General features: G+C 68.5%; 20 protein-coding genes and 2 pseudogenes. 7 read left to right on the top strand and 15 right to left on the bottom strand.

Annotation, left to right across the window (positions count from 1 at the left end; all coding sequences use genetic code 11):
• Positions 1-301 precede the first annotated feature (301 nt).
• From QH290_RS29625 to ssb, 5 genes are all read left to right on the top strand, one after another.
• Positions 302-1525 carry a hypothetical protein gene (locus QH290_RS29625; RefSeq protein WP_280386470.1) on the top strand — a complete coding sequence of 408 codons (1224 nt, stop codon included), beginning with the start codon at positions 302-304 and terminating at the stop codon, positions 1523-1525.
• A gap of 647 nt (positions 1526-2172) precedes the next feature.
• Positions 2173-2787, top strand: coding sequence for a hypothetical protein (locus QH290_RS29620; protein ID WP_280386466.1), 615 nt, complete (start codon positions 2173-2175; stop codon positions 2785-2787).
• Between the two features lie 19 nt (positions 2788-2806).
• The gene (locus QH290_RS29615) at positions 2807-3424 is read left to right on the top strand and encodes a hypothetical protein (protein ID WP_280386464.1); all 618 of its coding nucleotides are present in this window, start codon (positions 2807-2809) and stop codon (positions 3422-3424) included.
• A 363-nt stretch (positions 3425-3787) separates the two neighbouring features.
• Complete coding sequence (locus tag QH290_RS29610) at positions 3788-5554, top strand: DNA cytosine methyltransferase (protein ID WP_342213775.1); 1767 nt, start codon at positions 3788-3790, stop codon at positions 5552-5554.
• A gap of 433 nt (positions 5555-5987) precedes the next feature.
• Positions 5988-6482, top strand: a complete 495-nt coding sequence (gene ssb, locus QH290_RS29605) for a single-stranded DNA-binding protein (protein WP_280386460.1) — start codon at positions 5988-5990, stop codon at positions 6480-6482.
• Here ssb and mftE read toward each other — a convergent pair.
• The 14 genes and pseudogenes from mftE to QH290_RS29535 form a co-directional block, all read right to left on the bottom strand.
• A complete protein-coding gene (gene mftE, locus QH290_RS29600) occupies positions 6370-7200 on the bottom strand; it encodes a mycofactocin biosynthesis peptidyl-dipeptidase MftE (RefSeq protein ID WP_280386458.1) in 831 nt (276 codons plus the stop codon). The two genes, ssb and mftE, sit on opposite strands and share 113 nt — an antisense overlap.
• On the bottom strand, positions 7128-8450 hold the full coding sequence (gene mftF / locus QH290_RS29595; protein WP_280268670.1) for a mycofactocin biosynthesis glycosyltransferase MftF: 1323 nt from the start codon (positions 8448-8450) through the stop codon (positions 7128-7130). Before mftF ends, mftE begins: the two co-directional genes overlap by 73 nt.
• The gene (locus QH290_RS29590; protein WP_280386456.1) at positions 8447-9235 is read right to left on the bottom strand and encodes a mycofactocin-coupled SDR family oxidoreductase; all 789 of its coding nucleotides are present in this window, start codon (positions 9233-9235) and stop codon (positions 8447-8449) included. The genes mftF and QH290_RS29590 overlap by 4 nt, the downstream gene beginning before the upstream one ends.
• Positions 9232-10407 carry a pre-mycofactocin synthase MftD gene (gene mftD / locus QH290_RS29585; protein ID WP_280268672.1) on the bottom strand — a complete coding sequence of 392 codons (1176 nt, stop codon included), beginning with the start codon at positions 10405-10407 and terminating at the stop codon, positions 9232-9234. The genes QH290_RS29590 and mftD overlap by 4 nt, the downstream gene beginning before the upstream one ends.
• Positions 10408-10447: 40 nt before the next feature.
• Positions 10448-11617: a mycofactocin radical SAM maturase gene (gene mftC, locus QH290_RS29580; RefSeq protein WP_280386454.1), complete on the bottom strand. Its 1170-nt coding sequence runs from the start codon at positions 11615-11617 to the stop codon at positions 10448-10450.
• Between the two features lie 16 nt (positions 11618-11633).
• Complete coding sequence (gene mftB / locus QH290_RS29575) at positions 11634-11924, bottom strand: mycofactocin biosynthesis chaperone MftB (protein ID WP_280268674.1); 291 nt, start codon at positions 11922-11924, stop codon at positions 11634-11636.
• Positions 11914-12024 carry a mycofactocin precursor MftA gene (gene mftA / locus QH290_RS29570; protein ID WP_280268675.1) on the bottom strand — a complete coding sequence of 37 codons (111 nt, stop codon included), beginning with the start codon at positions 12022-12024 and terminating at the stop codon, positions 11914-11916. Before mftA ends, mftB begins: the two co-directional genes overlap by 11 nt.
• Positions 12025-12105: 81 nt before the next feature.
• Positions 12106-13350, bottom strand: a complete 1245-nt coding sequence (locus QH290_RS29565; protein WP_280386452.1) for a CoA transferase — start codon at positions 13348-13350, stop codon at positions 12106-12108.
• Complete coding sequence (locus QH290_RS29560) at positions 13337-13837, bottom strand: enoyl-CoA hydratase/isomerase family protein (protein ID WP_280386468.1); 501 nt, start codon at positions 13835-13837, stop codon at positions 13337-13339. The genes QH290_RS29565 and QH290_RS29560 overlap by 14 nt, the downstream gene beginning before the upstream one ends.
• Positions 13838-14425: 588 nt before the next feature.
• Positions 14426-15625 (bottom strand): annotated as a pseudogene (locus tag QH290_RS29555) (CoA transferase); the annotation flags it as partial.
• Between the two features lie 56 nt (positions 15626-15681).
• On the bottom strand, positions 15682-17391 hold the full coding sequence (locus QH290_RS29550) for a class I adenylate-forming enzyme family protein (protein WP_280386450.1): 1710 nt from the start codon (positions 17389-17391) through the stop codon (positions 15682-15684).
• Entirely contained in the window at positions 17384-19015 is a 1632-nt protein-coding gene (locus QH290_RS29545; RefSeq protein ID WP_280386447.1) for a class I adenylate-forming enzyme family protein, read from the bottom strand. The genes QH290_RS29550 and QH290_RS29545 overlap by 8 nt, the downstream gene beginning before the upstream one ends.
• The gene (locus tag QH290_RS29540) at positions 19015-19854 is read right to left on the bottom strand and encodes an enoyl-CoA hydratase/isomerase family protein (RefSeq protein WP_280268679.1); all 840 of its coding nucleotides are present in this window, start codon (positions 19852-19854) and stop codon (positions 19015-19017) included. Before QH290_RS29540 ends, QH290_RS29545 begins: the two co-directional genes overlap by 1 nt.
• A gap of 72 nt (positions 19855-19926) precedes the next feature.
• Complete coding sequence (locus tag QH290_RS29535; protein WP_280386445.1) at positions 19927-20781, bottom strand: enoyl-CoA hydratase/isomerase family protein; 855 nt, start codon at positions 20779-20781, stop codon at positions 19927-19929.
• Positions 20782-20849: 68 nt separating this feature from the next.
• Between QH290_RS29535 and QH290_RS29530 the strand changes: the two genes are divergently transcribed.
• Positions 20850-21557 (top strand): hotdog family protein, encoded by a 708-nt coding sequence (locus QH290_RS29530; protein ID WP_280386443.1) that lies wholly within the window; start codon positions 20850-20852, stop codon positions 21555-21557.
• 12 nt (positions 21558-21569) lie between these two features.
• On the opposite strand, the gene QH290_RS29525 is transcribed toward QH290_RS29530, so the two are convergent.
• A complete protein-coding gene (locus QH290_RS29525) occupies positions 21570-22385 on the bottom strand; it encodes a TetR/AcrR family transcriptional regulator (RefSeq protein WP_280268682.1) in 816 nt (271 codons plus the stop codon).
• A 289-nt stretch (positions 22386-22674) separates the two neighbouring features.
• On the opposite strand from QH290_RS29525, the pseudogene QH290_RS29520 reads away from it, so the two are divergent.
• Positions 22675-22863, top strand: a pseudogene (locus QH290_RS29520) (SDR family NAD(P)-dependent oxidoreductase); the annotation flags it as partial.
• Between the last annotated feature and the right edge of the window lie 145 nt (positions 22864-23008).

Here is a 23008-nt window from a genome sequence, read left to right as displayed (position 1 = left end):
CACGACGGTGGCCTCCGGGCTCGACATCCAGACCGGCGGCGGCGAGGTCCTAGCCGGCGCCGAGACCTTCCCGCCGCCCATGGCCGCCCCCGAAACCTGGCCCCCCAACCACGCCCACGCGACCGCCCTGCGGCCCCCGCGCGGCGGGGCGCGCCTAACTCTTGCGGTTGCCCATCCAAATCCACCTTACCCCCGGGCCGCGTGTCCCCGTTTGCGCGCGGCTGGGGGGGGGGCCCCCGGGTTGGGCCACCCCGGGCGAACTGCCCCTTTCTCACCGTTTCCCCGATTGGAGCTGGTTCTCATGTCCGTGTTCACCGGAGTCCGCAACGCCGCCCTCGAGGACATGGTCGCTGTGCTGCAAACCCAGCAGGCCGCCAAGCTCGACGTCGTCACCCCCGTCACGGCGTTGACCTGCCGTGACGGGTTCATCGAACTGTCCGGAGCCGACCCCGTCATCGACGAGGCCGGTGTCACCCCGGTCGACGGCCGGTACCTGCCGACCGCCTCCGCCGACGGCGACCTCGCCGAGAAACTCGACATCTCCCGCCGTTATCTGCGCCAGCTACGCGACACCGGCCGCGTGGACCTGTTCGACGTGAACATCAATGGCAAAATCCACGGCCGCGTTCCCGGCTGCGACAGCCGTCACGAGCCCGACCAGCGGCAGTTCCTCCTCCGGACCTTCCGCGGGGAGCCCGGCGAACCAGGGGTGCTGCGTGCGGTGTTGTCGGACCGCTTCGGCATCTGCGACAACTTTGATGTACTGACCGCTGTTCTCGACGGCATCAACCAGGCGGGCACCCCGGTCACCATCCGCTCCTGTGACCTGACCGACTCCGCCATGCACGTCAAGGTCTACTCACCCGACGTTGCCCAGATGGCTCCAGCTCTTCTCGCCAATTACCGCAACCCCTTCGCCGCCCCACAACTCGCCGCCGACCGCACCACCGCCACCACCCCGTCGGGCCGACCCACGGACGACGCCCCGTCGGGCAGCGATCCGGACCTGCCGGTCATGTTCGCCGGTTTCCGCTTCTCCAACTCCGAGACCGGGCACGGCGCGGTCGTGCTGAAACCCGAACTCTACGTGCAGGTCTGCCGCAACGGGCTGACCCTGCCGATGCTCGCCGTCCGCGATGTCCACCTCGGCAGCAGGCTCAAGGCCGGCGCCGTGGCCTGGTCCCAAGACACCTACGACAAACAATTGGCCGTCGTGACCGCCAAGACCCGCGACACGGTCCGGCACTGGCTCTCCCCCGAGTTCCTCGCCGACCAGATCGCGCGGCTCGACGCCACCGCGACGACTCCGGTGACCGAACCGGACAAGACGATCACCGTCATCGCCAAGCAGTTGCGGTTCTCCGACACCGAACGCGCCGGGATTCTCAGCCATTTTGTCGCAGGTGGCCAGCTCAACGCTGCTGGCATCGCCAACGCCATTACCAGCTTCTCCCAAACACTCACCGATCCCACCCGCGCCGACACCCTCGACGACCTGGCCGTCGAAGCCATGGCGTTGGCCTAACACTGCCGACCGGTCGAACCGCACTGGGCCTTGCCCGAAGACATCATCGGCCCAACTCCCTGTCTTCGGCGAAGGTCGCCCACCTGCCACCGATAGCCGACGCAGGCCACGGCTGCCCGGTTCAGCCGAGTTTCTCTGTCAACGCGGTATTTCAGAGAGGACCGAGTTCTATGACAAATCCTGGAGCCCTCGCCCTGCAACGCGGCGAGGCAGCGAAATGAGGAAATGGAAGGTCCCTGACTGGGACAACCCGTATATACGGCCGATCAACCCAGCCGTACGGAGCGAGCGTCTCGGCTGGTACGACGCGACGCCTGGTTTCGCACCCCGATATCGGAAGGTGGCAGTTCCGGTGGGTGCCGTTGTCCGGGTGCAAGATCCGCACTCTCGGTCTGATGGGTGGGTTGGCCGGATCACCGCTCACATGGTCGATCAATCAGGTTACACCGGTCTGTCATCGGCGGAATGTTTGAACACCGGCAGCGTCTTGAACAAGCGAGTCGGCCGAGTGGATCAGATCGAAATCCTCCACTGCCGGACCCTGCTGCCCTCTGCAGACGAGAACAACTGACGGCGGCCGAATTGTCGACAGAGCTTCTATGAAATCAGCTCGACACCGATCAAGGAGTTGAATTTATCCATGCGTCATGCGATCTATGCCGCCGTCGACGAAGGAGTCCCGGTACACCGAACAGCTCCAGACGGTCAGACGTTTCGCCGTCACAGGTGAATGCGAATGCGTCGACCTCGGCGGAGGTTATTGCGCGTTCTGGGCACGCCTGCCCAACGGGTATGACATCGCAGTATCCAACAACGAGATGGACGGTGTGCTGGGACGCTCCGACAGGTTCACCGTCTGTGTGTACCTCGATGGCGAATTCATCGCCAACCTCGTGGACGGCACTCTCGACGAACTGTTGCGGCGCGCAACCGACGGCGCATTCGACGCCAAGAATTCACCGACCACCCCGGCCCACCGGAACGCCGGAGCATCGGTGGTGGCACGACAGCGCCGACCCGTCGTCCATCCAGTCGGCCACGACATCGTCTGGTCAACTCGTCCTCGAATAACGAGCAGGGCGGACGCGGTGACCACAAAGAGTCTCACCACAGCCAACCCCCGGTCGACAACAATCTGGTGCACTGCGCTTGTTTGGGATCGCGCAGGTCAACTATCAATGGAAATCTCCATGAGGACTTGTTGGATTGCGCGGCCGACGGGAACACCCTGTTTCCGTCGGCCGGATTTTCATGTCCTCTGACGGTAACAGGAGTGGATCGATGATCAATGATCCGCCGACCGATGAGGAAATTCTCGAGGCCGTAAAGCGGGAATTCCTCGACGGTGTCATGGATAACGTATTCCCGCCAGGTATCGCGTCGTTCAGTGATTTGCACGACTATACCGACGCCAACATGATTGCCGATGAACTCACGACTCGGCGCTGTAACGCCACCGGCGAAATCTGGACCGATCTATTCTCCAAGATTCAGGAGAGGTTTACTGCGTGGCTTCATACCACCGAGGCCGAGGCAGCGATCCACGAAGTGATCGCCACGAAGGCTGCCATCCCGGCGGCGGCGACCGCGGATCGTGTCCCCGCTCTCTCGATGCTGTACGCCGAGGAGATCCAGGCGCTCGAGTCCGCTGGATGGGAGTCAGTCCACCCCGTAGGAACAGGAGGCGGTTGCACGGCCATCGAGGCGCACAAGGGCCAGCGCTACCTTCTGGCCACCGACGGCGACCATGCCTTGGTCCGCGGCCGCGACGATGAGCAATCCACCGGGTGGCTCCTCTCGCTCTACGACATCCATCGCGAGGGCGACGCCATCGCCTATGCCGAAGCACCCACTCTCATGTCAGCTCTCACTCGCGCTCTGGCGGCAGAAGGTACGTGAACTCGCCCCCACTGCAAAGTCCGTCGTACCACGTGGGCCAAATGCTGCGTAGGCGAGCGACGGTCGGATGAGCTTCTCTATTCGACTGGGGCCCAACTGTTCTAGGACAACCGTGATCATTTCCGTCGCGCCAGTCCCGTGGTGGCCGAAAGTTCCGATTCGCTCTACCGGTCCTGATTGTCTTCCATGGCAACTCTTTTCACTCGCTGACACTACGTGTCCTCGCGTGAGTTGTTGTGGTCGAACCTATCTCGCGCCACAGACACCGAACGTACCGTGCTGTCGGCCGAACTCGATTTCCGCTGGGCTCGTCGTTCAGATGGTCTCGGCGTCAGCGTTTTTCGGTTCGATAGCCGCTTTCCGATGCCTCTGCCGCGCGGGCCATTCCGTCGTCGTCATCTTCCGAAGGGCTGTGATCCCATGCTCGAGTTGATGGATTGGTTCTGTGGCGCCGGTGGTTCCAGTCAAGGCGCACATGCTGTTCCCGGTGTTCAGGTCACTCGTGCTGCGAATCATTGGGACCTGGCGATCGAGTCTCATTCCAGGAATTTTCCGGCTACCGATCACTATCTCGGTGATATCCGCACCGCACCGGTGCACCGTTGGCCGGTTGCCGATCTGCTGTGGGCGTCCCCGGAGTGCCCGCAATGGTCTTCCGCGCGCGGCGCGCGCCGCGACTTCCACAACAGCCTGCAGACCGACCTGCTCGACCTGCCTCGCGACGAGGAGGCCGAACGTTCCCGCGCCCTGATGGAAGAGGTCCCCCAGTATCTGCGCGGTGTTATCGACCGCGGCGGCCGGGTCCGCGCCGGGATCGTCGAAAACGTTGTCGAGGTCAGGGGGTGGGATCAGTGGAGTCGCTGGATCGGCGAAATTCGTGCCTTGGGTTACAAGACCCGACTGATCGCGATGAACTCGATGCACGCCCAGCCCGCCCGCACCCCGGTGGCCCCGCAGTCGCGCGACCGCCTCTATCTGGCCTACTGGGACACCGCGCTACAGCGGGAACCCGATTGGGACAAGTGGCTGCGACCGCTGGCGTACTGCGAGGGCTGTGACGAGTGGGTGCAGGCGCTGCAGGTGTTCAAGCAGCCCGGCGTCGATATGGGCCGCTACCGGCAGCAGTACACCTACCGGTGCCCGCACGTAACCTGCCGCAACTCCGTCCTCGAGCCGCCCGCGTCCCCTGCGGCCGCAGCGATCGATTGGAGCTTGGAAGGTACCCGCATCGGAGATCGGGACCGGCCACTGGCGGCCAAGACGATGGAACGCATCCGCGTGGGACTCAAGCGCTACGCCACGCCGATGATGGTTCCCGCGGGCGGGACCTGGCGCGACGCGGCGATGCCGGTCACCGCGCCGATGAGTGCCCGCACCGCCCGTGAGAACGACGCTCTCGCGATTCCGGCCCCGTTCCTCGCGTTGCTGCGGTCGGATCGTGCGCGCACGGTCGGATTGCACGAGCCGATGGCTACGGTGGTCGCGGACGGATCCAATCACGGCTTGGTGGTGCCTCCCTTGGTCGTGCCGATGGAGGGGCGCGACGGCAAGGATGCCGTGCCGGCCACGATGCCGATGCGCACCCAGACCACCCGCGCCGAAACTGCCGTGTGTTTCCTGCCGTTCGTCACCGAGCTGCGCGGCGGATCCTCCGATGCCCGGTCGGTGAGCGAGTCGCTGGCCACCGTCACCGCTTCCGGGAATCACCACGGTCTGGTCATTCCTCCGGCGGGGGTGCCGGGCGCGCTGTGGGAGTCGATGCTGTTGCCGTACTTCGGTAAGAGTGTCCCGCACCCGGTAGCGCAGCCCATGGGCACGCTGACCACCCGCGACACCTACGCCCTCGTGGACGTCCTCAGCGAGGAGTACATCAACGACGTCAGGTTCAGAATGCTCGAGCCGCACGAAATTTCGCGGGCGATGGCGTTCGGTACCGACTACGTCGTGGTCGGTACCAAGCGCCAGCGTGTGCGCCAGCTCGGCAATGCTGTCACCCCGCCCGTCGCGGAAGTCATCATTTCCGCTCTGGTCGAGGCCATCACCGGCGAGGAGATCGACCGCTGGCCCACCACCCCGACTCCCCGACCGCACACCGCAACACCGACCCGATCCGAACCGCTGGCGGCGTAAACCGCCCTGCCCACGCACGGACCTGCTCATCGCGCGACACGCCGCCTCCATCAGCAGGCCCTCCGCGACAGGCACACGCCTGCACTTGCGAACCGGACTCGATATTCCCCGAGGCCCACTCACGAGATTTTCGCCATTGCCGTGGCTGGAATGTCTTGCGGCGATGTCGGGTCGGTGTATCGGGGGTGGCGGGGGTGGCGGGCGTAGGCGGGATCGGTGCCGGGGGCTGTCGATCTACCCCAAGGGGATCGGGCCGTGGCAAGGGCGTCAAGCCTGCGGAAAAGCGCCCCAGGCTTGACGCCCTTGCCGCAGCCCGATGGCGGGGCCGTAGATCGACAGCCCCCGGGCACCGATCCAGCTCTTCTCATTTTCGGGCTGGCCGGGGTGGGTCGGTCGTCCTATCAACGCACTACTTCACTCGAGGAGATTCGCCATGTTCGGAGCTATTACTCCCACCATCATCGGCAACCTGACCGCCGACCCGGAGCTGTTCTTCAGTAAGAAGGGCGAAGCCGGTGTGCACTTCACCGTCGCGTGCAACGACCGCTACTACGACAAGACCGCCGAGCGGTACAAGGATCTGCCCGCGGTGTTCATGCGCTGCACCGCGTGGGGTCCGCTGGCCGAGCACGTCTCCGACACCCTCAGCCGCGGCATGACCGTTATCGCCTACGGGCGGTTGAAGCAGTCCAGCTACACCGTAAAGGACACGGGCGAGAAACGCACCGTCATGGAGATGACGGTCGATGTCATCGGCCCGTCGTTGCAGTACGCGACCGCGGTGGTCACCAAGGCGTCGCGCGCCACCACCGAGATCAGCGAGCCGATCGAGGACCCGTGGGGCGATGCCGCCGACGAGACTCCGGTCGCCGTCGGCGCAAGCGAACAGTCCGCCTCTGAGAGCGACGGCGACAAGCCGCCGTTCTGACCCGTCCCCTCGCATCGCCCGTCCCCCGGGGGGCGCCGGGGGGGGCGGGGGCGCGGGGGGGGCCCCCCCGGCCGCGGGCGGCGCTGACGGCGGCGACTCCGCGGCGCCGAATGCGTTCGAAGACAACGTCGATCGGCTGCGTATTGCCCGGTGCCGCCCGCTCCATGTCGACCGTTCCGGGCCGGAGGTGGAGCATGACCGAGGTCTCGGTGTGCCCCGCATGGCTGTCGCAGGGGCTGCCGGAGGGCGACCATGCCGAGACATTGCGTCCTTCCGACCGTAGTGTGCGCACGGCCGCGCGCAGCGGCACCAGGTTGCCGCCGTGCCCGTTGACCAGGACGACGCCCGCGAAATGGTCAGCGGCGCGGCCTAATTCGACGACAAGCAGCTCCAGCGCCGCCCGGCCGATGGACAGCGTGCCGGGGAAGTCGGCGTGCTCACCGCTGGAACCGTAGGGGACGGCGGGCGCGACGACGATATCGGGAAGCGCCGCGGCCAATCGTCGGCACAGTTCGGTCGCGATCGCGGTGTCGGTGCACAGCGGCAGGTGCGGGCCGTGTTGTTCGGTGGCCCCCAGCGGCACCGCGAGCAGCGACCGGCGCGGGCGCTCGGCGAGGTCGGGTGAGCGAAGGTCGCTGAGCCGCGTCACGATGCGGACCCTTTCGGGGTGCGGCGGATCCGGGGTAGCAGGGGAGCGAACGTGCGATGCCGCACGCATCCGGCCCAGACGCCGATGCCGTAGGCCAGCTCGTCCGCGAATCGCAGTGTCACATCGCTGTTGTCGAACAACGACTCGGCTGCCGCCGCGAGCCAGGCGGCGCGCAGCAACCGTCGGCCGCGTCGGCTGCACAGCGCGAGCGGCCACCACAGGCGGCGCAGCGCATCGGCGAGTTGCCGGGCGAGGGACAACTGCCCGGCGGCTGTGAGGACGAGGATGTCGCGCACGGGGACGTTGCTCGGGCGTAGCCGCCGCATTGTCCACAGTGTCCTGACGGCGGCCGGAAGTACCGCCGCCGCAGGGTGACCGGTGGCGGCGAGGACGGCCTGCGCACCGGCTCCGGGGGACATCCGAGCCGCATCGAGCAGGCCCGGGTGCCGTCGCGCGAGGGCGGCGGCGGCAGTCCCGTAGCCGAAGCGCTGGCGGACGAAGGCGCGGATGCCGGGCCGGGGCTCGTGGTGAACGGTCGACAGCGGCTGGTAGCGCACCGTGTGCCCGGCGGACACCAATCGCCACACGAGGTCGACATCCTCGCCCAAGCGCAAGGACTCGTCGAATCCGCCGATCTCCCGGAGCGCGGTGCCGCGGACGACGAGGGCGGCGGCGGGTACGTAGCGGACGCGCCCGCCGGGTCGCACGACGGCCGGTTCGGAACCCATGTCGAGTGCGGAGCGCCGCGCCTCGTAAGGCCCGACCGGGCCGATGGGCAGCGACCTGATACGGGGGGCCACGGCGGCGACGCCGGGATCGTCGAACAGCGGGAGGATGCCGTCGAGCCAGCCCGGTGCCGGTACGGTGTCGGAGTCGAGAAAGGCAACGAAAGGCATTGTGGCCCTGTGCCATCCCGCATTGCGGGCGGCGGCGGGGCCGCGCGACCCCCGGTGGCGGACCGCCGCATCGGCGACCGGAATCCGGGAACCGTCGTCGACCACGATGCGATCGGCGATCTCGGTGGTCGCGTCCAGTAACCGGGCCAGCCCGCCGGGGTTGTCCTTGACCGGAACCACCAGTGTCACAAGCGATGTCGAGGTCGCGGCGCGCTCGGCGACGGGATGTACGATCCCGGCATCGAGCAATCGCCGCGCGAGAGTTCGCGCCGGGGTACCGGAGTCGACCGGATCTCCGGCCAGCCACGCATCGAGCAGCCGCGTGCCCCGGGCGCGGAGCCGCAGCACCCGGGTGGGTGCGCCGCCCAGCAGGACCCGGCCGTTGTCGACACGGCGAACGCGGGCATCGAGTTGCAGCTTCACGGCAGGAAGCCTCCGTCCGCGTGCACGACACTGCCTGTGATGCAGGCGGATTCGGGTGTGCAGAGCCACGTGACAACGGCCGCGACCTCGTCGGGCGCGAGAATCCGGTCGAGGAGCTGATGGTCGGCGAAGTCGTCGACGGTGTCGAGGTCGTACAGGCGCGCGGATTCGCTGAGCAGGTCGGTTCGGGTGGAGCCGGGCGATACCGCGACCGCGGTGACACCGGTGCCTCGCAGATCGTGTGCCAGGCCCTTGATCACGCCGACGACGGCGTGCTTGGCGGCGTTGTAGCCGGTCAGTCGCCAGGAACCATGGTGGGCCACGGCCGAGGCGAGGGCGATGAACCGGCCGCCCGGCCCGGGTCGGCGAAGCATGGCGGGGACGGCGGCGCGGGCGAGGTTGGCGACTCCGTGCACGCCGATGTCGAACATCGGTGCCCAATCCGCGGTGGTGGTTTCCCAGAGCGGGCGGCCCCCGCCGGTGATCACCGCCGCCGCGGCGACGGCGGCGTCGACGCGGCCGAACCTCTCCTCGGCGAGGTGTACGGCGTCGGCGAGGGCGGCCGGGTCACGTACATCGGCGACGACATCGATAACGTTCCCGTTGCGCCCCTGGGCAACCGAGCGCAGTTGCTCCGCGGTGGCCAGCGGGTACGGCACCTGCGGGTCGTCCGCGCATCGGTCGACGGCGACGACGCGCCAGCCGCTGTCGGCGAGCCGGTGCACGGTGGCGGCCCCGATGCCGCGGGCGGCGCCGGTGACGACGGCGACGGGAGCCTCGGTCACCGGATCCCTCGGGTGAACCCGTCCGGGATGAGGACATCGTCGGGACTCAGATCGCGGACCGAGGAGTGCCCGAGGCCGTACAGCGTGGAGTCGATGCCTTGCCGCAGCACCTCGAGCACGTTGTGGACGCCGTGTGCGCCGGACGCGGCCATACCCCACAGGTAGGGGCGTCCGATCATGACCGCGCGGGCGCCGAGGGCGAGGGCCTTCACCACGTCGCTGCCGCGGCGGATGCCGCCGTCGAGCAGGATCTCCACCTGTCCGCCAACGGTTTCGGCGATGCCGGGCAGCAGCCGGATGGTGGCGGGGGTGGAGTCGAGGTTGTTGCCGCCGTGGTTGGACACCGACAGGGCGGTCGCGCCGATGTCGACGGCGCGTTTGGCGTCGTCGGGACGGGAAATGCCCTTGACCAGGAAGGGGCCGTCCCACTGTTGCCGCAGCCAGGCCAGATCGTCCCAGGTGGGCGGGGGCGTGGCCAGCCACTCGCCGTACGCGCCGAAGAAGGTCGGTCCGGGCCGCCCGGCGGGCACCAGGTTGGGGGTGGTGAGGTCGGGGAGTCTCCCGGAGCGGGCGAAACGCCACAGCCAGCCGGGCCGGGCCAGGACCTGGGGCGCGAACCTCACCGCGGTCTTCAGGTCGATCCGTTCGGGCAGGGCGGGGCTGCCCCAGTCGCGTGCGGAGGCGAAAATCCAGTCCAGGGTGACGATGACGCCCTTGGCTCCGGCCGCGCGGGCGCGTTCGAGGCGGGCGGTCATGTCGTCCCTGCTGCCGAGCCAGTACACCTGGAAGAACGTCTTGTCGTTGGCGGCGAGGACCTGCTCGATGGGTTTGGATCCGAACGAGGACAGGCCGATCGCGGTCCCCGACTGTGCCGCGCCGCGCGCGACGCCGACCTCTCCTTCCGGATCGACGGCCTGCACACCGGTCGGCGAGCAGATCACCGGCAGTGAGATTTCCTGTCCCAGCACGGTGGTGGACAGATCTCGGGTGGCGGGCAGGTCGGCGATGTGCGGGCGGAGTCCGAGCTCGGCGAAGGCGGCGGCATTGTCGTCGAGGGTGACCCCGGCCTCCGACCCTGCCAGCAGCGCCAGGTATACCGATCTCGGGACGCGCCTCTTCGCCCGCCGCTGCGCTTCGGCGACGGATTCGAACCAGTCTCGTGTGTTGGCCATGTGAAAGTCCTTGTCTGGCAGCGTCTCTGACGAGATGGAGTCAGCGCAGTCCGGCGAGCGGACCGGTGTCGCAGGCGCGGTCCGGAGGTGTCGTGGTGACGCGTGTCGACGGCATCCCGAGAGTGACCGCGCGGCGGGAGTGATCCTTGTCCGGTTGCGGGCGCGCTCCGACGGCGGCGAGCGCGGATTCGGCGTTGCCGCGGACACATTCGGGGTCGGGGCCGTCGAGGGGCAGGCCGGTGAAGAACTTCGCGGCCATGCATCCGCCGCGGCAGGAGTCGTAGGCAGAGCACGAGGTGCACGAACCGCCGGTCTGCGGTTGGCGCAGACGGGTGAACAGATCCGATGTGCGCCAGACGTTTTCGAAGCCGCCGTGATCGCGGATGTTGCCCGCACGGAACTCGTCGTGAATGGCGAACGGGCAGGCGTAGACGTCGCCGACCGGGTCGATCAGGCACACCACCCGGCCCGCACCGCACAGGTTCAGCCCGGGCAGGGGATCGGAGCCGAGCGCATTGAGGTGGAAGAAGGAGTCCCCGGTCAGCACGCCCTCGCCGTGCGCGACGAGCCAATCGTAGAGGCGCAGTTGCTGATCGGCGGTGGGGTGCAGGTCGTTCCAGACGTCCGCGCCCCGCCCGGAGGGACGTAACCGGGTGATGCGCAGCTGCGCGCCGAACCGGTCCGCGATGGCCTTGAACTCGTCCAGTTGTCCGATGTTGTCGCGGGTCATCACCACCGAGATCTTGAAGTTCTCGAACCCGGCGTCGGCGAGGTTGGCCATCGCCCGCACGGCGGTGTCGAACGAGCCCGTACCGCGGACGGCGTCGTTGACCTCCGCCGTGGCACCGTCGATGGAGATCTGCACGTCGACGTAGTCGGTGGCCGCGAGTCGCCGCGCCCGCTCGGGAGTGAGGCGAATGCCGTTGGTGGAGAACTTGACTCCGACATCGTGCTCGACGGCGTAGTCGAGTAGTTCCCAGAAGTCGCCGCGGATGGTGGGTTCGCCGCCGCCGATGTTGACGTAGAAGACCTGCATCCGCTGAAACTCGTCGATGACCGCCTTGCATTCGGCCGTGGTCAGCTCGCGCGGATCCCGCCGACCGGACGACGACAGGCAGTGCGCGCAGGCCAGATTACAGGCGTAGGTCAGCTCCCAGGTCAGGCAGATCGGCGAGGTGAGGCCGTATTCGAAGTGTTCGAGCAGTCTCATGGCTTTCCTGTTCGCATTACGGTGCGGGACGCACGCGGATCACGCCGGTGTCGAACAGTCCCGCGAGTGCGCGCAGGTAGGGGCCGTGCTCGTCGGCCGGTACCGCGGCCGCGGCGAGAGCACCGTGCGCGTCGGGGTGGCGGTGGAGTTCTCGCACCACGGTCACCAGCAGTGGAGTCTTCAGAAACGACAGTCGGCGGGTCTCGAAGTCGTATACCAGCGCGCCGAAGGGTTCGGGTCGCAGTGACACCGACGCCGCCAGGCCGTGTGGCAGGGCCGGATCGAAGGAGTGCCGGTCAGTAGACACCGCACATGCCGTCTATCGAGATCTCCTCGAGGAGGAGATCCTCCTCGACGGTGGTGTCATTGCCCTCGGTCGCCGTGGGGCCCGATGCCTTCTCGCCCATGACCACTCCCTTGTGTCGAATGTTACGGTAATAGTTACAGTATAGGCGACTACAGTGTTCGACGGAAGGGCGGCCGTCGCATCACGGTCGCGCTCCGAGAATTGCCGCATTGTCGGCGCCGATCGCTCCCGCCCGGTCCGGTGCTCGGCGTGCGGTCGGCGGCGCTATCGGGAAGTTGCCGCTGGAGGATTCGACCCACCAGCCGCCGTTCTTGCGCCGCACCACATGCTCCTCCGGTGTCCCCGTGGCGATTTCGGCAGCCACGTGCAGCATCGAGACATCGATCAGGCGAGCGTGTTCCGCGAGCAGTGCCTCCGATGCGGCGGCCGCGGCACATACTCCCGTCAGGGGATCCGCCAGCGCGTCACCGCACGGCAGGAGATCCTCGCCGTCGGATACGACGAGCCCGGCGGCGGCCGCGATGTCGTCGCCGAATCCTATTGTGTCGCTGTCGCGTCCACGCGCGGTGATCGACAGCCAGGAGGTCCCGGATGCCACGAATGTGGCGGCGTCGATGCCGAGCTGGTGCAGTGCGCGCGCCCGGGATGATTCCAGGACCAGGTCGGCGTCGGTGATGAGTTCTCGCAGCAGGTCGATACCGCGCTCGTCGTGAAGGTCCAAGGCCAGCATGGCATGTCCGCTGTGCAGGAGGTCGAAGAACGGCGCGGGGCCGAACCGCGCCCCGTCGGGGCGAGAGCGGCTTTCGACCTTGATCACCCGGGCGCCGGACGCACCGAGCAGGTGCGCGCACAACGGACCGGCCCACAGTGCGGTCAGATCGACGACGACCGGTCGCTCACGGCGGTGGCGCCGTGGCCCCGATTCGGTGATCTCCACTCCGGCACGCGAATCGAGTCCGGGATCGGGTACAGCGGATCCGGCCATGCCCAGCAGGGCGAGGCGCCGCGCGGCCTCGGCGGTCGTCGCGGAGCGAGCCCAGTGTGTGACGACGCTCCACGGATCCTCGCCCGCCGCAGGGCGTTCGGTGAGTGCCGGAATCAGTTCGAGATCCGTGGCGCGGGGGAGTGACAAGCCCAGCCAGCCGTCCTGGGTGCGTAGTGCGCGGAACGCGCCACCGCAGGACATGGGGCCGCGGCGGGCGAGCCCGGCGATCGCCGCGCGCTCGCCGAGCACCTCGACCCCGGGCAGCGCGGGTCGGACACCGGTCCGTGCCCGCGCCGACTCGCCGATCCGCCGCAACGTGGTCGATACCCCGGCGGCGGGACTGCCGGGCGCGGCGCGCGGTGGTCCCTGCGGGCGGCCGGTCAGCGCCATCGCGCCCGAGGCGGCCCAGGCGCGCAGCGCGGTCGGATCACACTCGGCCATCGATCAGCCCCCACGCCAGTGCGGTGTCGACACCGATCGCGCGCCCGGTGAGGACGAGGTACGCGGTGCGCCAGCGTCCGATGCGGCGGGTGATTCCGACGGTGCCACCGGCGCCCGGCACCAAACCCATCGACAGTTCCGGTAATTGGAACCAGGCATCGGCGGCGGCCTCGGCTCTGCCCGCGAACGACGGCACCTCGATGCCCGCGCCGATACAGGCGCCGTGCAGGACGGCGCGAACGCGGGGGGCGAGGCGATGCACGATGTAGCCCGCGCTCTGCTGCAACCGCACCAGGTGTGCCGCGGACACATCGGGGGCGGTGCCGAACTCGTCGAGATCTCCTCCGCTGCAGAACGAGTGGCCGTTGCCGCGCAGCAGCACCTCGCGGATCGACTCGTCGCGCTCCGCCACGGCCAGTCCTGCGAGCAGCCCGTCTCGTACCGCCCGCCCGAAGGCGTTGTGCCGTTCCGGCCGGTTCAATGTCACGGTCAGCACATCGCCCCGGCGGTCCAGGAGCACAGGGTCCGCGCTGCCGGGTACCGGGCGGAACCGGGTGGCGGCGCGCCAGGCGGCGAACTCCGGACCTGCCAGCAGCGTCGAATAGGCCAGGGACTCCGCGACGAGACCCGCCGGGACATCGGACCGCGAGGTGATGTCGAGAAGGCTCACCAGGGTGAGTGCCGCCCGTGGCCGGGCGGAGACGGTGCGTGAGATCGCGTCCAGGTCGGTGGCGGTGCCGGGCGCCCAGGACCGGCCCGGGCCGCTGGGAGCCAGCGTGCAGGTCAATGCGTCCAGCAGCGGTTCGGCAGCGTCCGGCAGCGGGGCCGGGCTGCACCCGACGACCACGACGGTGCGCCGTCGCAGCGCCGCCACGGCCGCCTCGGCATGCGCCCACTCGTCCCGGCTCAGATCGACTACGACCAGTGGGGTCGTCGGAACTCCGGTTTCGTCGACCGCGAGATCTGCTGCACCGGCGGCGATTTCGGCCAAGCCGACAGTTGGCACGACGACCTCGCGATGGCCCGGTCCTTCCCCCGGCGCCGAGGGCTCGGTCGCCACAATCGCCGAGGCGCGCAATACGGAGTCGGTGTGTTCCCCGAGTCGCGGTGCGGGCCGGGCCGGGACGTGCGCACCGTTCACCGACATGGGTAACCCGGGTGCGAGATACTCGCCGATCTCGGGCTGATGCAGGAGGCTGAACAGGGGGTTGGCGGTGACACGCGGGTCGGTCGCGAGTTCGCCGAAACTACGGTATCGCTCCCAGAGTATCGACGTCTCGGCCAGCGCCGTGGCGATCTCGTCGGCGTCGCGGTCGCGAAACCACGGGGTGAACAGCGCGGTCAGCAGGTCGCGATGCCGGTAGCGGGTGCCCTCCTCGGTGAAGTCGGCGCCCAGCGCGGCGGCCAGCGCGGCCACCGCCTCGGTGGTGCCGGTGAGGTCGGTCAAATCACGAAAGTGGCGGGGAGTCAAGGCAACCAGCATGAAGGAGACGCCGTCGGCGCCGGTGACGTGCTGGCCGTACTGACCGTAGATGGCGTTGCCCAGCCGGGGACGCTCCCGGCCGCACAGTGCGGCCTCGGTGAGGAAGCCGAGATGTCCGGCGGTCGCCAGCGCGACATCCTCCAGCGGAAGTCTGATCCGGCTGCCCTGCCCGGTGGCGTCGCGGTGTCGGACGGCCGCGGTGATCGCCAGTGCCGCGTACACGCCGCAGAGCAGATCCCATGCGGGCAGCACGTGATTGACGGGACCTTCGTGGTCGGCGGGCCCGGTGACGAGGGGAAACCCGGTGCCGGCGTTGACGGTGTAGTCGACGGCGGCCGATCCGTCGGCGCGGCCGAGTATTTCCAGCCCGATCAGGTCGGGACGCCGTGCGACGAGCGTGTCGTAGTCGAGCCAGTCTCGTCCGGCCGCGTTGGTCAGCAGGATGCCGCCGGTCGGGCCGCCCGCGGTGATCAGACGTGCGACGAGTTGCTGCCCGGCCGGTGTGCGCAGATCGGCTGTGACAGAACGCTTTCCCTTGTTGAGTCCGGTCCAGTAGATACTCTCGCCCGCATCGGTGAGTGGCCACCGGCGGTAATCGGCGGCACCACCGATCGGGTCGACACGGATGACGTCCGCGCCGAGCTGTGCCAGCGTCATGCCCGCCAGCGGGGCGGCGACGAAGCTGGAGATCTCCACGATGCGCACCCCTGCCAGCGGCTGTGTCGCCGTGGTGGCGGTCGAGCGCGAGGCGCCGGTGTGCGCTCGGCCGACGGATTCGGATCGATCGGTCATGGCGCGAACTCCACATCTGCTCGGATTGCTGCGGCTCGATCCGGCGAGCCGGAGCGCTATTTCGATATCACGACCGGTGCGCGCGTGCCGTTCGCAGGCTCTCGGACGGACAGCCGCTGACGCAGGCGGGAGATGTCGACCTTGCCGGTCGGGCCGCGCGGGACATCGTCGTCGGAGTCCAGCAGCAGCCATACCGCGGGCACCTTGAAGGAGCTCAGCAGCTCCCGAGCGGCCGCGTGGAGCCGGTCGGCGGACGCGGTCGCGGTATCGCACACGACCGCCGCGGCGACCCGCTCGCCCTGCGGGCCGGGCACATTGGTGACGAAGGCAGAACTCACCCCCTCGATGCCGCGCAGCGCCCGCTCCACCTCGCCGGGGTACACGGTGGCGCCGCTGACCTTGAACATATCGTCGGATCTACCGTGGTAGAACAGGAATCCATCGTCATCGAGACGGCCGAGATCGCCGGTGGAGTAGTAGCCGTCGGCGGTGAAGACATCCTCGCGACCGCGGCCGCACATGCCCCGCAACGTGTGTGGGCCCCGGATCTGGATGATGCCCACGGTTCCGGTGGGGACCGGGCGCCCGTCGTCGGGGTCGGTGATGCGGACCTCCATGCCGGGAAACGGTGTGCCGCAACTACCCCAGGCCGAACGCGGCATATCGGTATCGGCGGGGTACCCGCAGTAGGGCCCGAACGACTCGGTCATTCCGAACAGGTTGGCGCGCGCGCCGGGCTGCGCTCGCAGGTGCGCGGGCAGCAGCGCCTCCAGGCTGCCCGGTCGCAGTGTCGGTACCGTGACACCGCGTGTTTCCGCCTGGCGGGCAAGGGATTCCGCCTGGTCCGGCCAACCGCGGAACAAGGTGACCCGCTCGCGTCGGAGCAGGTTCAGCGTGGTCTCCGGGCGGGGTATGTCCTCGGTGATCAGGGCGGCACCCGCCAGCAGCGCCGACAGGACGCCGCCACCGAAGCCGCCCACCCAGAAGAACGGCATCGGCAGATACAGGCGGGTATCCCGGTCGATGCACCGGCTCGCCAACCCCGACCGCACCGCGCCGAACGCGCTGCCGTGCGAATGAACGACAGCCTTGGGCAGGCCGCGGCTTCCGGAGGTGAACATGACGGCCAGCGGATCGGCCGCGGTCACGGTGGCCGCCAGCGCGTCGACCATGCTCGCAGCCCGCGGGCCAGCATCGAAACGGCGCTCGTCGCGGTTCTCCGCGGGCAGGGCCTGGTCGTCAGTTCGCATACTCCCGGCATGCTCCTCCTGGCGGAAGGACGGCGGTGCCGGTGCGGCGCAGGCGGCCGTCAACTGTCCGGGGGTCCGGACGTGGCGCAATGCGGGCAGCTGTGGGTCGAGCAGGAGATCGTCGTCGGCGGTGAGGTCGAGGTCGTCGAGATAGCGTCGCCCACGGAACTCCTCGACGGAAACGAGGAACTGTACCGAGGCGACGCGCAACTGGGCGCGGAGTTCGGGCGGCCGCAGCAACGTGCTGAGCGGGACGAGGATCCCGCCGATCCGGGTGAGCGCCACCGCGATGCGCACCCACTCGGTGCCGTTGGGCATGAGCAGGCCCACCCGGGTGCCCTTCCCGACTCCGGCATCGATCAGAGTGGCGGCCAAATCCCTTGTGGTGGTGTCGAGTTCGCCGTAATTGAGGGTATGCCGCGGATCGATCACCATCGGCGCGGCCGCGTGGCGAGCGGCGCGCACGCGCACCAGCCGGTCCATCGTCTGCGCGGTCACCGCCTCGTCGTCAGCCATCGAACACCTTCTTCAGCTCCCGCAGGTCCACCTTCCCGCTGGACAGCAACGGGATGTCCGCGGCGGTGACGGCCGCGAAGCGCGCGGGGACCTTGTACGCCGACAGCTCCGCCCGCAGCTTCTCCCGCAGCGCCGCTTCGTCGAATGCCTTGGGATCGGCGACGGTGAGTACCGCGGCCACCATCTGGCCCCGGTCGGGGTGGGGGAGACCGAAGACGTGCGCGGTGCCGCCGGTGATCCGGACGATCGCCTTCTCGACCTCGGCGGGGGACACGTTCGCGCCCGCGGTCTTGATCATCGCGCCGCTGCGGCCGATGAAATACACGAATCCGTCCGCGTCGTGACGCATCAGATCGCCGGTGTGGAACCAGCCGTCGGCGTCGAAACATTCCTCGCGACTGCGCCCGTAATACCCCTGCATGACGTACGGGCCGCGGAACCAGAGTTCACCGACCTCGCCGACGGCGACGTCCGCGCCGGTGCCGGGGTCGACGATCCTGGTCTCGAATCCGGGTGCGGGTTTGCCGAACGATCCGCGGCGGTGCTCGGGCTGATCGGATTCGTCCCCGCTGAGCAGGACCACGCTGCCCGCCTCGGTCATCCCCAGCATGCCGTGCCGCAGTTCGGGGTCACGGGGCCGCACGTCGGCGGGCATGATGGGGTACAGGTTGCCTCGCCGCATGGATGACAGATCCCGGTCCGGGAAGCTGGGGTGGCGGGCCAGGTGTGCGATACCGGCGGCGAAACCGTTTGTCATGGTGGGCCTTTCGGACTCCAGCAGGTCCAGTGTGGCGGCCGCGTCGGTGGCGTTGGAGCACAGCAGTGTCGAGCCCGCGACGATCGTGGCGAGCAGGCCGAACGCGAATCCGCCGATCCAGAAGAACGGCGAGTTGCAGAACAGGATGTCGTCTTCGGTGAGGCCGCGGATCTCGTTGAGATTGCGCTGGTGGCCCAGCAGCGCCGCGTGCGTGTGCACCACGCCCTTGGGTGCGCTGGTCGATCCGGAGGTGTACACGATGGCCAGCGGATCGCACCCGCTGACATCGCGTTCCATCGCCGCGAGCAGCGCCTCGTCGACGCCGTCGGCGAGTCGCTGGATGCCGAGGATGTCGCGGACGCAGGGCGCGGCGGCGGGGCCGTCGCTGATCGCGACGTGCCGCAGCTGGGGGACGGCGGTGCAGAGGAGCCGGTCGACCGAATCGAAATCGGCCTCGGTGAGGACCTCGGCGATCCGCTGCACGTAGTCGTGGGATCGATACGAGGCGGTGGCGAGCAGGATATGAATGTCGCTGTGGACCAGCTGCTCCCGCAGTTCCCGCGCGGTGACGAAGGTGGAGATGGGGACGGCGACGGCGCCGATGCGCGCGACGGCGAGGACGCCGACGACGAATCCCGCCCCGTTGGGATACAGCAGACCCACATGCGTGCCCTTCCCCGCGCCCAGCGCGATCAGCCCGCGGGCGAGGCGTGCCGAGCGGCGCTCCGCCTCGGCGTAGCTGAGCCGTTCGGCGTCGCAGATCAGCAGTGGGTGGTCGGATCTGGCCCGCGCCTGCCGATGCAGGGTCGCCGCGAGGGTGGGGGAGTCGGCGGTACCGGTTTCCTCGGGTGTGGCCTGGCCGGTCATCAGCGGATCCTCGGTTCGGGCCGGGCGCGGTGTTCGTCGTTGCCGGGCTGCGCCGCCAATTCGGCCTTGCCCAAGGGATTTCCGAGTCGCGTGTAGATCAGTCCCTGATCCAGTGCCGCCCGGTACGGCTTGTCCAGCGACTCCCAGATCGCCTTCACGGTGCCCTGGGTGGCGGCCGGGGGCTTGGCGGCGATGGTGGCGGCGATCTCGTGCGCGCGGGCCCACAGCCGGTCGGGGGAGACCACCTCGGAGACCAGCCCGATGCGCAGCGCGGTGTCCGCTCCGACGCGTTCGTCGTTGCCCATCAACGCGATTCGCAACGTCTCGCCCAGGCCGATGCGCCGGCGCAGTCCGATCGGCTCCAGTGCCGAGACCAGGCCCGCCGACACGTGGGAATCGAAGAAGGTCGCGTCCGAGGAGCAGATCACCACGTCGGCCTCGTTGACGAAATAGAACCCGCCCGCGGTGCACATCCCCTGCACCGCGCACACGACCGGTTTCCACATCTTCTGCCATTTGGGGCTGAGCGACTCGCCCGGATCCTCGTGATGCCACACGCTGTTCGGTTGTCCGTACGGCTTCTTGATGTCCAGTCCGGCGCTGAAGGCGCGGGTTCCGGCCGCGCGCAGCACCACCGCGTTGACCGAGTCGTCCAGTCCGACCCGGTGCCAGGCACGGGCCATTTCCTCGCACATGGTCCGGTCGAAGGCATTGAGGCGCTCGGGCCGGTTCAGCGTGATGGTGGCGACGCGGTCGGCGCCGTCCACCTCCAGTCGAATGGTGTCGAACGCGGGGGATGGTTCGACGCGGTCGCCGTGCGTCGCTGCCTCGTGGGTCATCGGTGCTGCCTCGTATCGGGCGACATATGCTTCCTCGTCGGTTGTCGGGAATGCCGGGCATGGTCCGGTGGGCTACCGGCCCTGGAAGTCCGGTGCTCGCCGCTGCCGGAATGCCGCCAGACCTTCCTTGAAATCACTTGTTCTGCAGGCGAGTTCGAGATCGAGAAGTTCCTGGTTCAGCGACTGCGTGAGGGTGGCGTGCTGCCCGTACGCCAACGCCTGCTTGGCCAGCCCGATCGCCACCGTCGGGCCCGCGGCCAGCCGGGTCAGCAGATCCTCTGCGGCGCTGTCCAATTCGTTCGCGGGCACGCATCGATCGATCAGGCCCCAGTCGGCGGCGGTGGCCGCGGGTACCTTGTCGCCGAGCAGCAGCATCCGCTTCGCGCGGGTCAGGCCGACCAGCTTGGGCAGCAGCCAGGTCGAACCCGAGTCGGGGCTGAAACCGCGGGCCAGGAACGGCTCCCAGAACACGGCGTCGTCGGTGGCCACCGCGAAATCGGCCGACAGCGCGAGGCTGCAGCCCAGGCCGACGGCCCACCCCTGCACGCTGCACACGACGGGCAGGTGAACGGTGTGCAGGAGTTCGATCACCCGGTGGGCGGTGTGCGGGATGCGGCGGACGAGATCGCCGGTGCGCGGGCGCCGCCCGTCGGCGCGGTTGCTCGCCACCCAGTCGACGCCGGAGCAGAAGTTGCCGCCGCTGCCGCGCAGGTGGATCGCGCGCAGCGAATCGTCCGACGCCGCCTCGGTCAGGACGGTCACGAGTGTCTCGATCATCGGCGCGCTGAGCGAATTCCTGCGCTCCGGGCGGTCGATCACGAGATGCAGGACCGCGTCGTCGCGGTGCACCACCACCGACCCCTCGGCGGCGGATTCGGAGTCTCGGCCCACAGTCCCACCCGCGTCCCATCGCATACTGTTAGTCATACGGTATGTGATACCGTTGTGCTCTGCACAAAGATAGCAAGCAACCGTCGAAGGCGAAAGAGGGACGTATGCCGGACAGGCCGACACCGGGCGCCGGACAGGCGGAGACGGCGGGACCCGCGGGTGGATCCGGTTTCGGCGCACAGCCGCTCGACCAGACGAGGGCGGCGGCGGCCGCCATCCGGCGGCTCACGGGATTGCTGCTGTCGCTGGAGCAGCCGCACGCGGCGGTGGCGGAGATGCTGGCGCGCTGCGGGGAGTGGGAGCGCGAACTCACCGCGGCCGCACCGCCCGACAACTCACCCCGGATCGGCGCCGACGCGGTCGGCACCCAGCGGATCTATCTGGACCACGCCTTCGACATCGGCTCGTTCAATCCGTGCTTCCCGGAATACCGGTTCGATCACGTCGATGCCCGGCATGCCCGCGGCCGTGTCACCTTCGCGCTGCCGTACGAGGGGCCGCCGGGCCTCGTGCACGGCGGCTTCCTCGCGGTCTTCTTCGATTGCGTTGTGCAGCAGCAGAACTGCGCGGCAGGCCTGGCGGGTAAGACGCGATCGCTGACGGTGACCTACCGGCGTCCCACCCCGCTGCTCACCGAGCTGGGATTCGATATCGAGCGCTCGGTCGGCGACCGTGACATCGACTCGACCGCGCGGCTGCTGCTCGGCGACACCGTCCTGTGCACCGGTACGGTCAGCGCCGTCGCCAGCCCTCCGAGCGCACTGGCCGGGACGCAGTACGGCCAGCGGCGGACGACCGGAATCGCGGATTGATACCGGGCCGGACTACTTCGCCGCGGCCTTGGCGGGGCGTCGCGCCGCATTCTTGGCCGGTGCCTTCTTGGCGGTCGCCTTGGCGGGTGCCTTTTTGGCGGCGGCCTTTTTCGGCTTCGCGCCCGAACCCGATTCGACCAACCTGTTGGCGTGCTCGAGAATGCAGTCGAGGCCGTACTCGAAATTGCGGTCGTCCGGTGCGCCGCTGTGCAGGCCGCGCGAACTCGCCTCGGCCAGCAGCGGTGTGGTGTCGGACGAGATGGGGATGTTTTCGTAGTACGCGCTCGCCCCGGACTCCGATTCCTTGTTCTTGTCATAGATGCGTTGCAGCACCACCGAGCCGTGGACGTGCAACTCGACCGCCGAATAGGTATCGACGGCATCGTCGAGCGACAGTCCCGCCTCGACCAGGCTGGCGATCACCCGCTCGGTCTGCCGCGCGCCCAGTTGCGCGGCCTCCGGGCTCAGGGCCGACCTGATCAGGATCAGATCGCAGAGGATGGGGTTGCTCCGGAACGCGTCACGCATGGTGCGGGCGTGTGTGCGCAACGACTCCTGCCAGTCGCTCGCGTCGACGAAGGGCGTGACGAAGGAGACGTATCGGTGCAGCGCGCGATCGGTCATGGCGCTGAGCAGGTCGTCCTTCTTGCGGAAATACCAGTAGATACTCGTCACGCCGACATCGAGGTGTTTGCCCAGCATCGGCATGCTGAGATTGTCCAGCGACACCTCGCCCGCGAGTTCGAACGCGCCGTCGAGAATGTCCTCGGGGGTGAGGGAGCCGCGCTCGCGCCTCGGCCGCTTTTCGGCGGTTGCCCGCTTAGCCATTCTCTGACCACCTCCGTGAAGTTCGTCGCGTGAAGTTCTATCCGACGCAACGGTTTCCCTGTCCCGGGGAACCGGCAGCAACATTGATAGTACATGTAACCGTAAATCATACCGCGAGGCATTCTGTGGGCGCGCCGCCGAATGTGGCGAAGGTAACGCGCGCAGCCTCGCGGCGAGCAACCTTCCCGTGCGTTACTGAAATAAATACAGTATCTAAATCTGTTAGTATCTCGACCATCGCTCGGCGCGGCTGGGCGCCCGATCAGGTGAGGATAGAGGCGGTGGCGGAATGGATTTGGGATTGGCCGGGGCTGCGGCGGTGGTCGTGGGCGGCAGCCGGGGCATGGGCCTGGCCAGTGCCCGGTGCCTCGCCGGCGACGGCGCGCGGGTGGCGGTGATCGGCCGCTCGCGTTCCGATCTCGACGCGGCGGTGGGGGAACTTGCCCGCTGTGGCAGCCCGGACCCCCTCGGACTGGTGGGGGGCGGGGCCGCCCCCAACCGGAGGGGGGAGACCAGGGGTGCGCCCCCCGGTAGGCGGGCGCCAAAGTGTTTGGGGGCCCCCAATAAGCCCCAGGGCATTAGGGGGGGGGGGGGGGGCCGCCCGGGGCGCCCCGCCGCACCCA

This window comes from Nocardia wallacei, from assembly GCF_029869545.1.
Classification (GTDB): Bacteria; Actinomycetota; Actinomycetes; order Mycobacteriales; family Mycobacteriaceae; genus Nocardia; species Nocardia wallacei_A.
The sequence above is the reverse complement of the archived record's forward strand: the minus strand, read 5'-3'. Positions and strand labels throughout refer to the sequence as shown.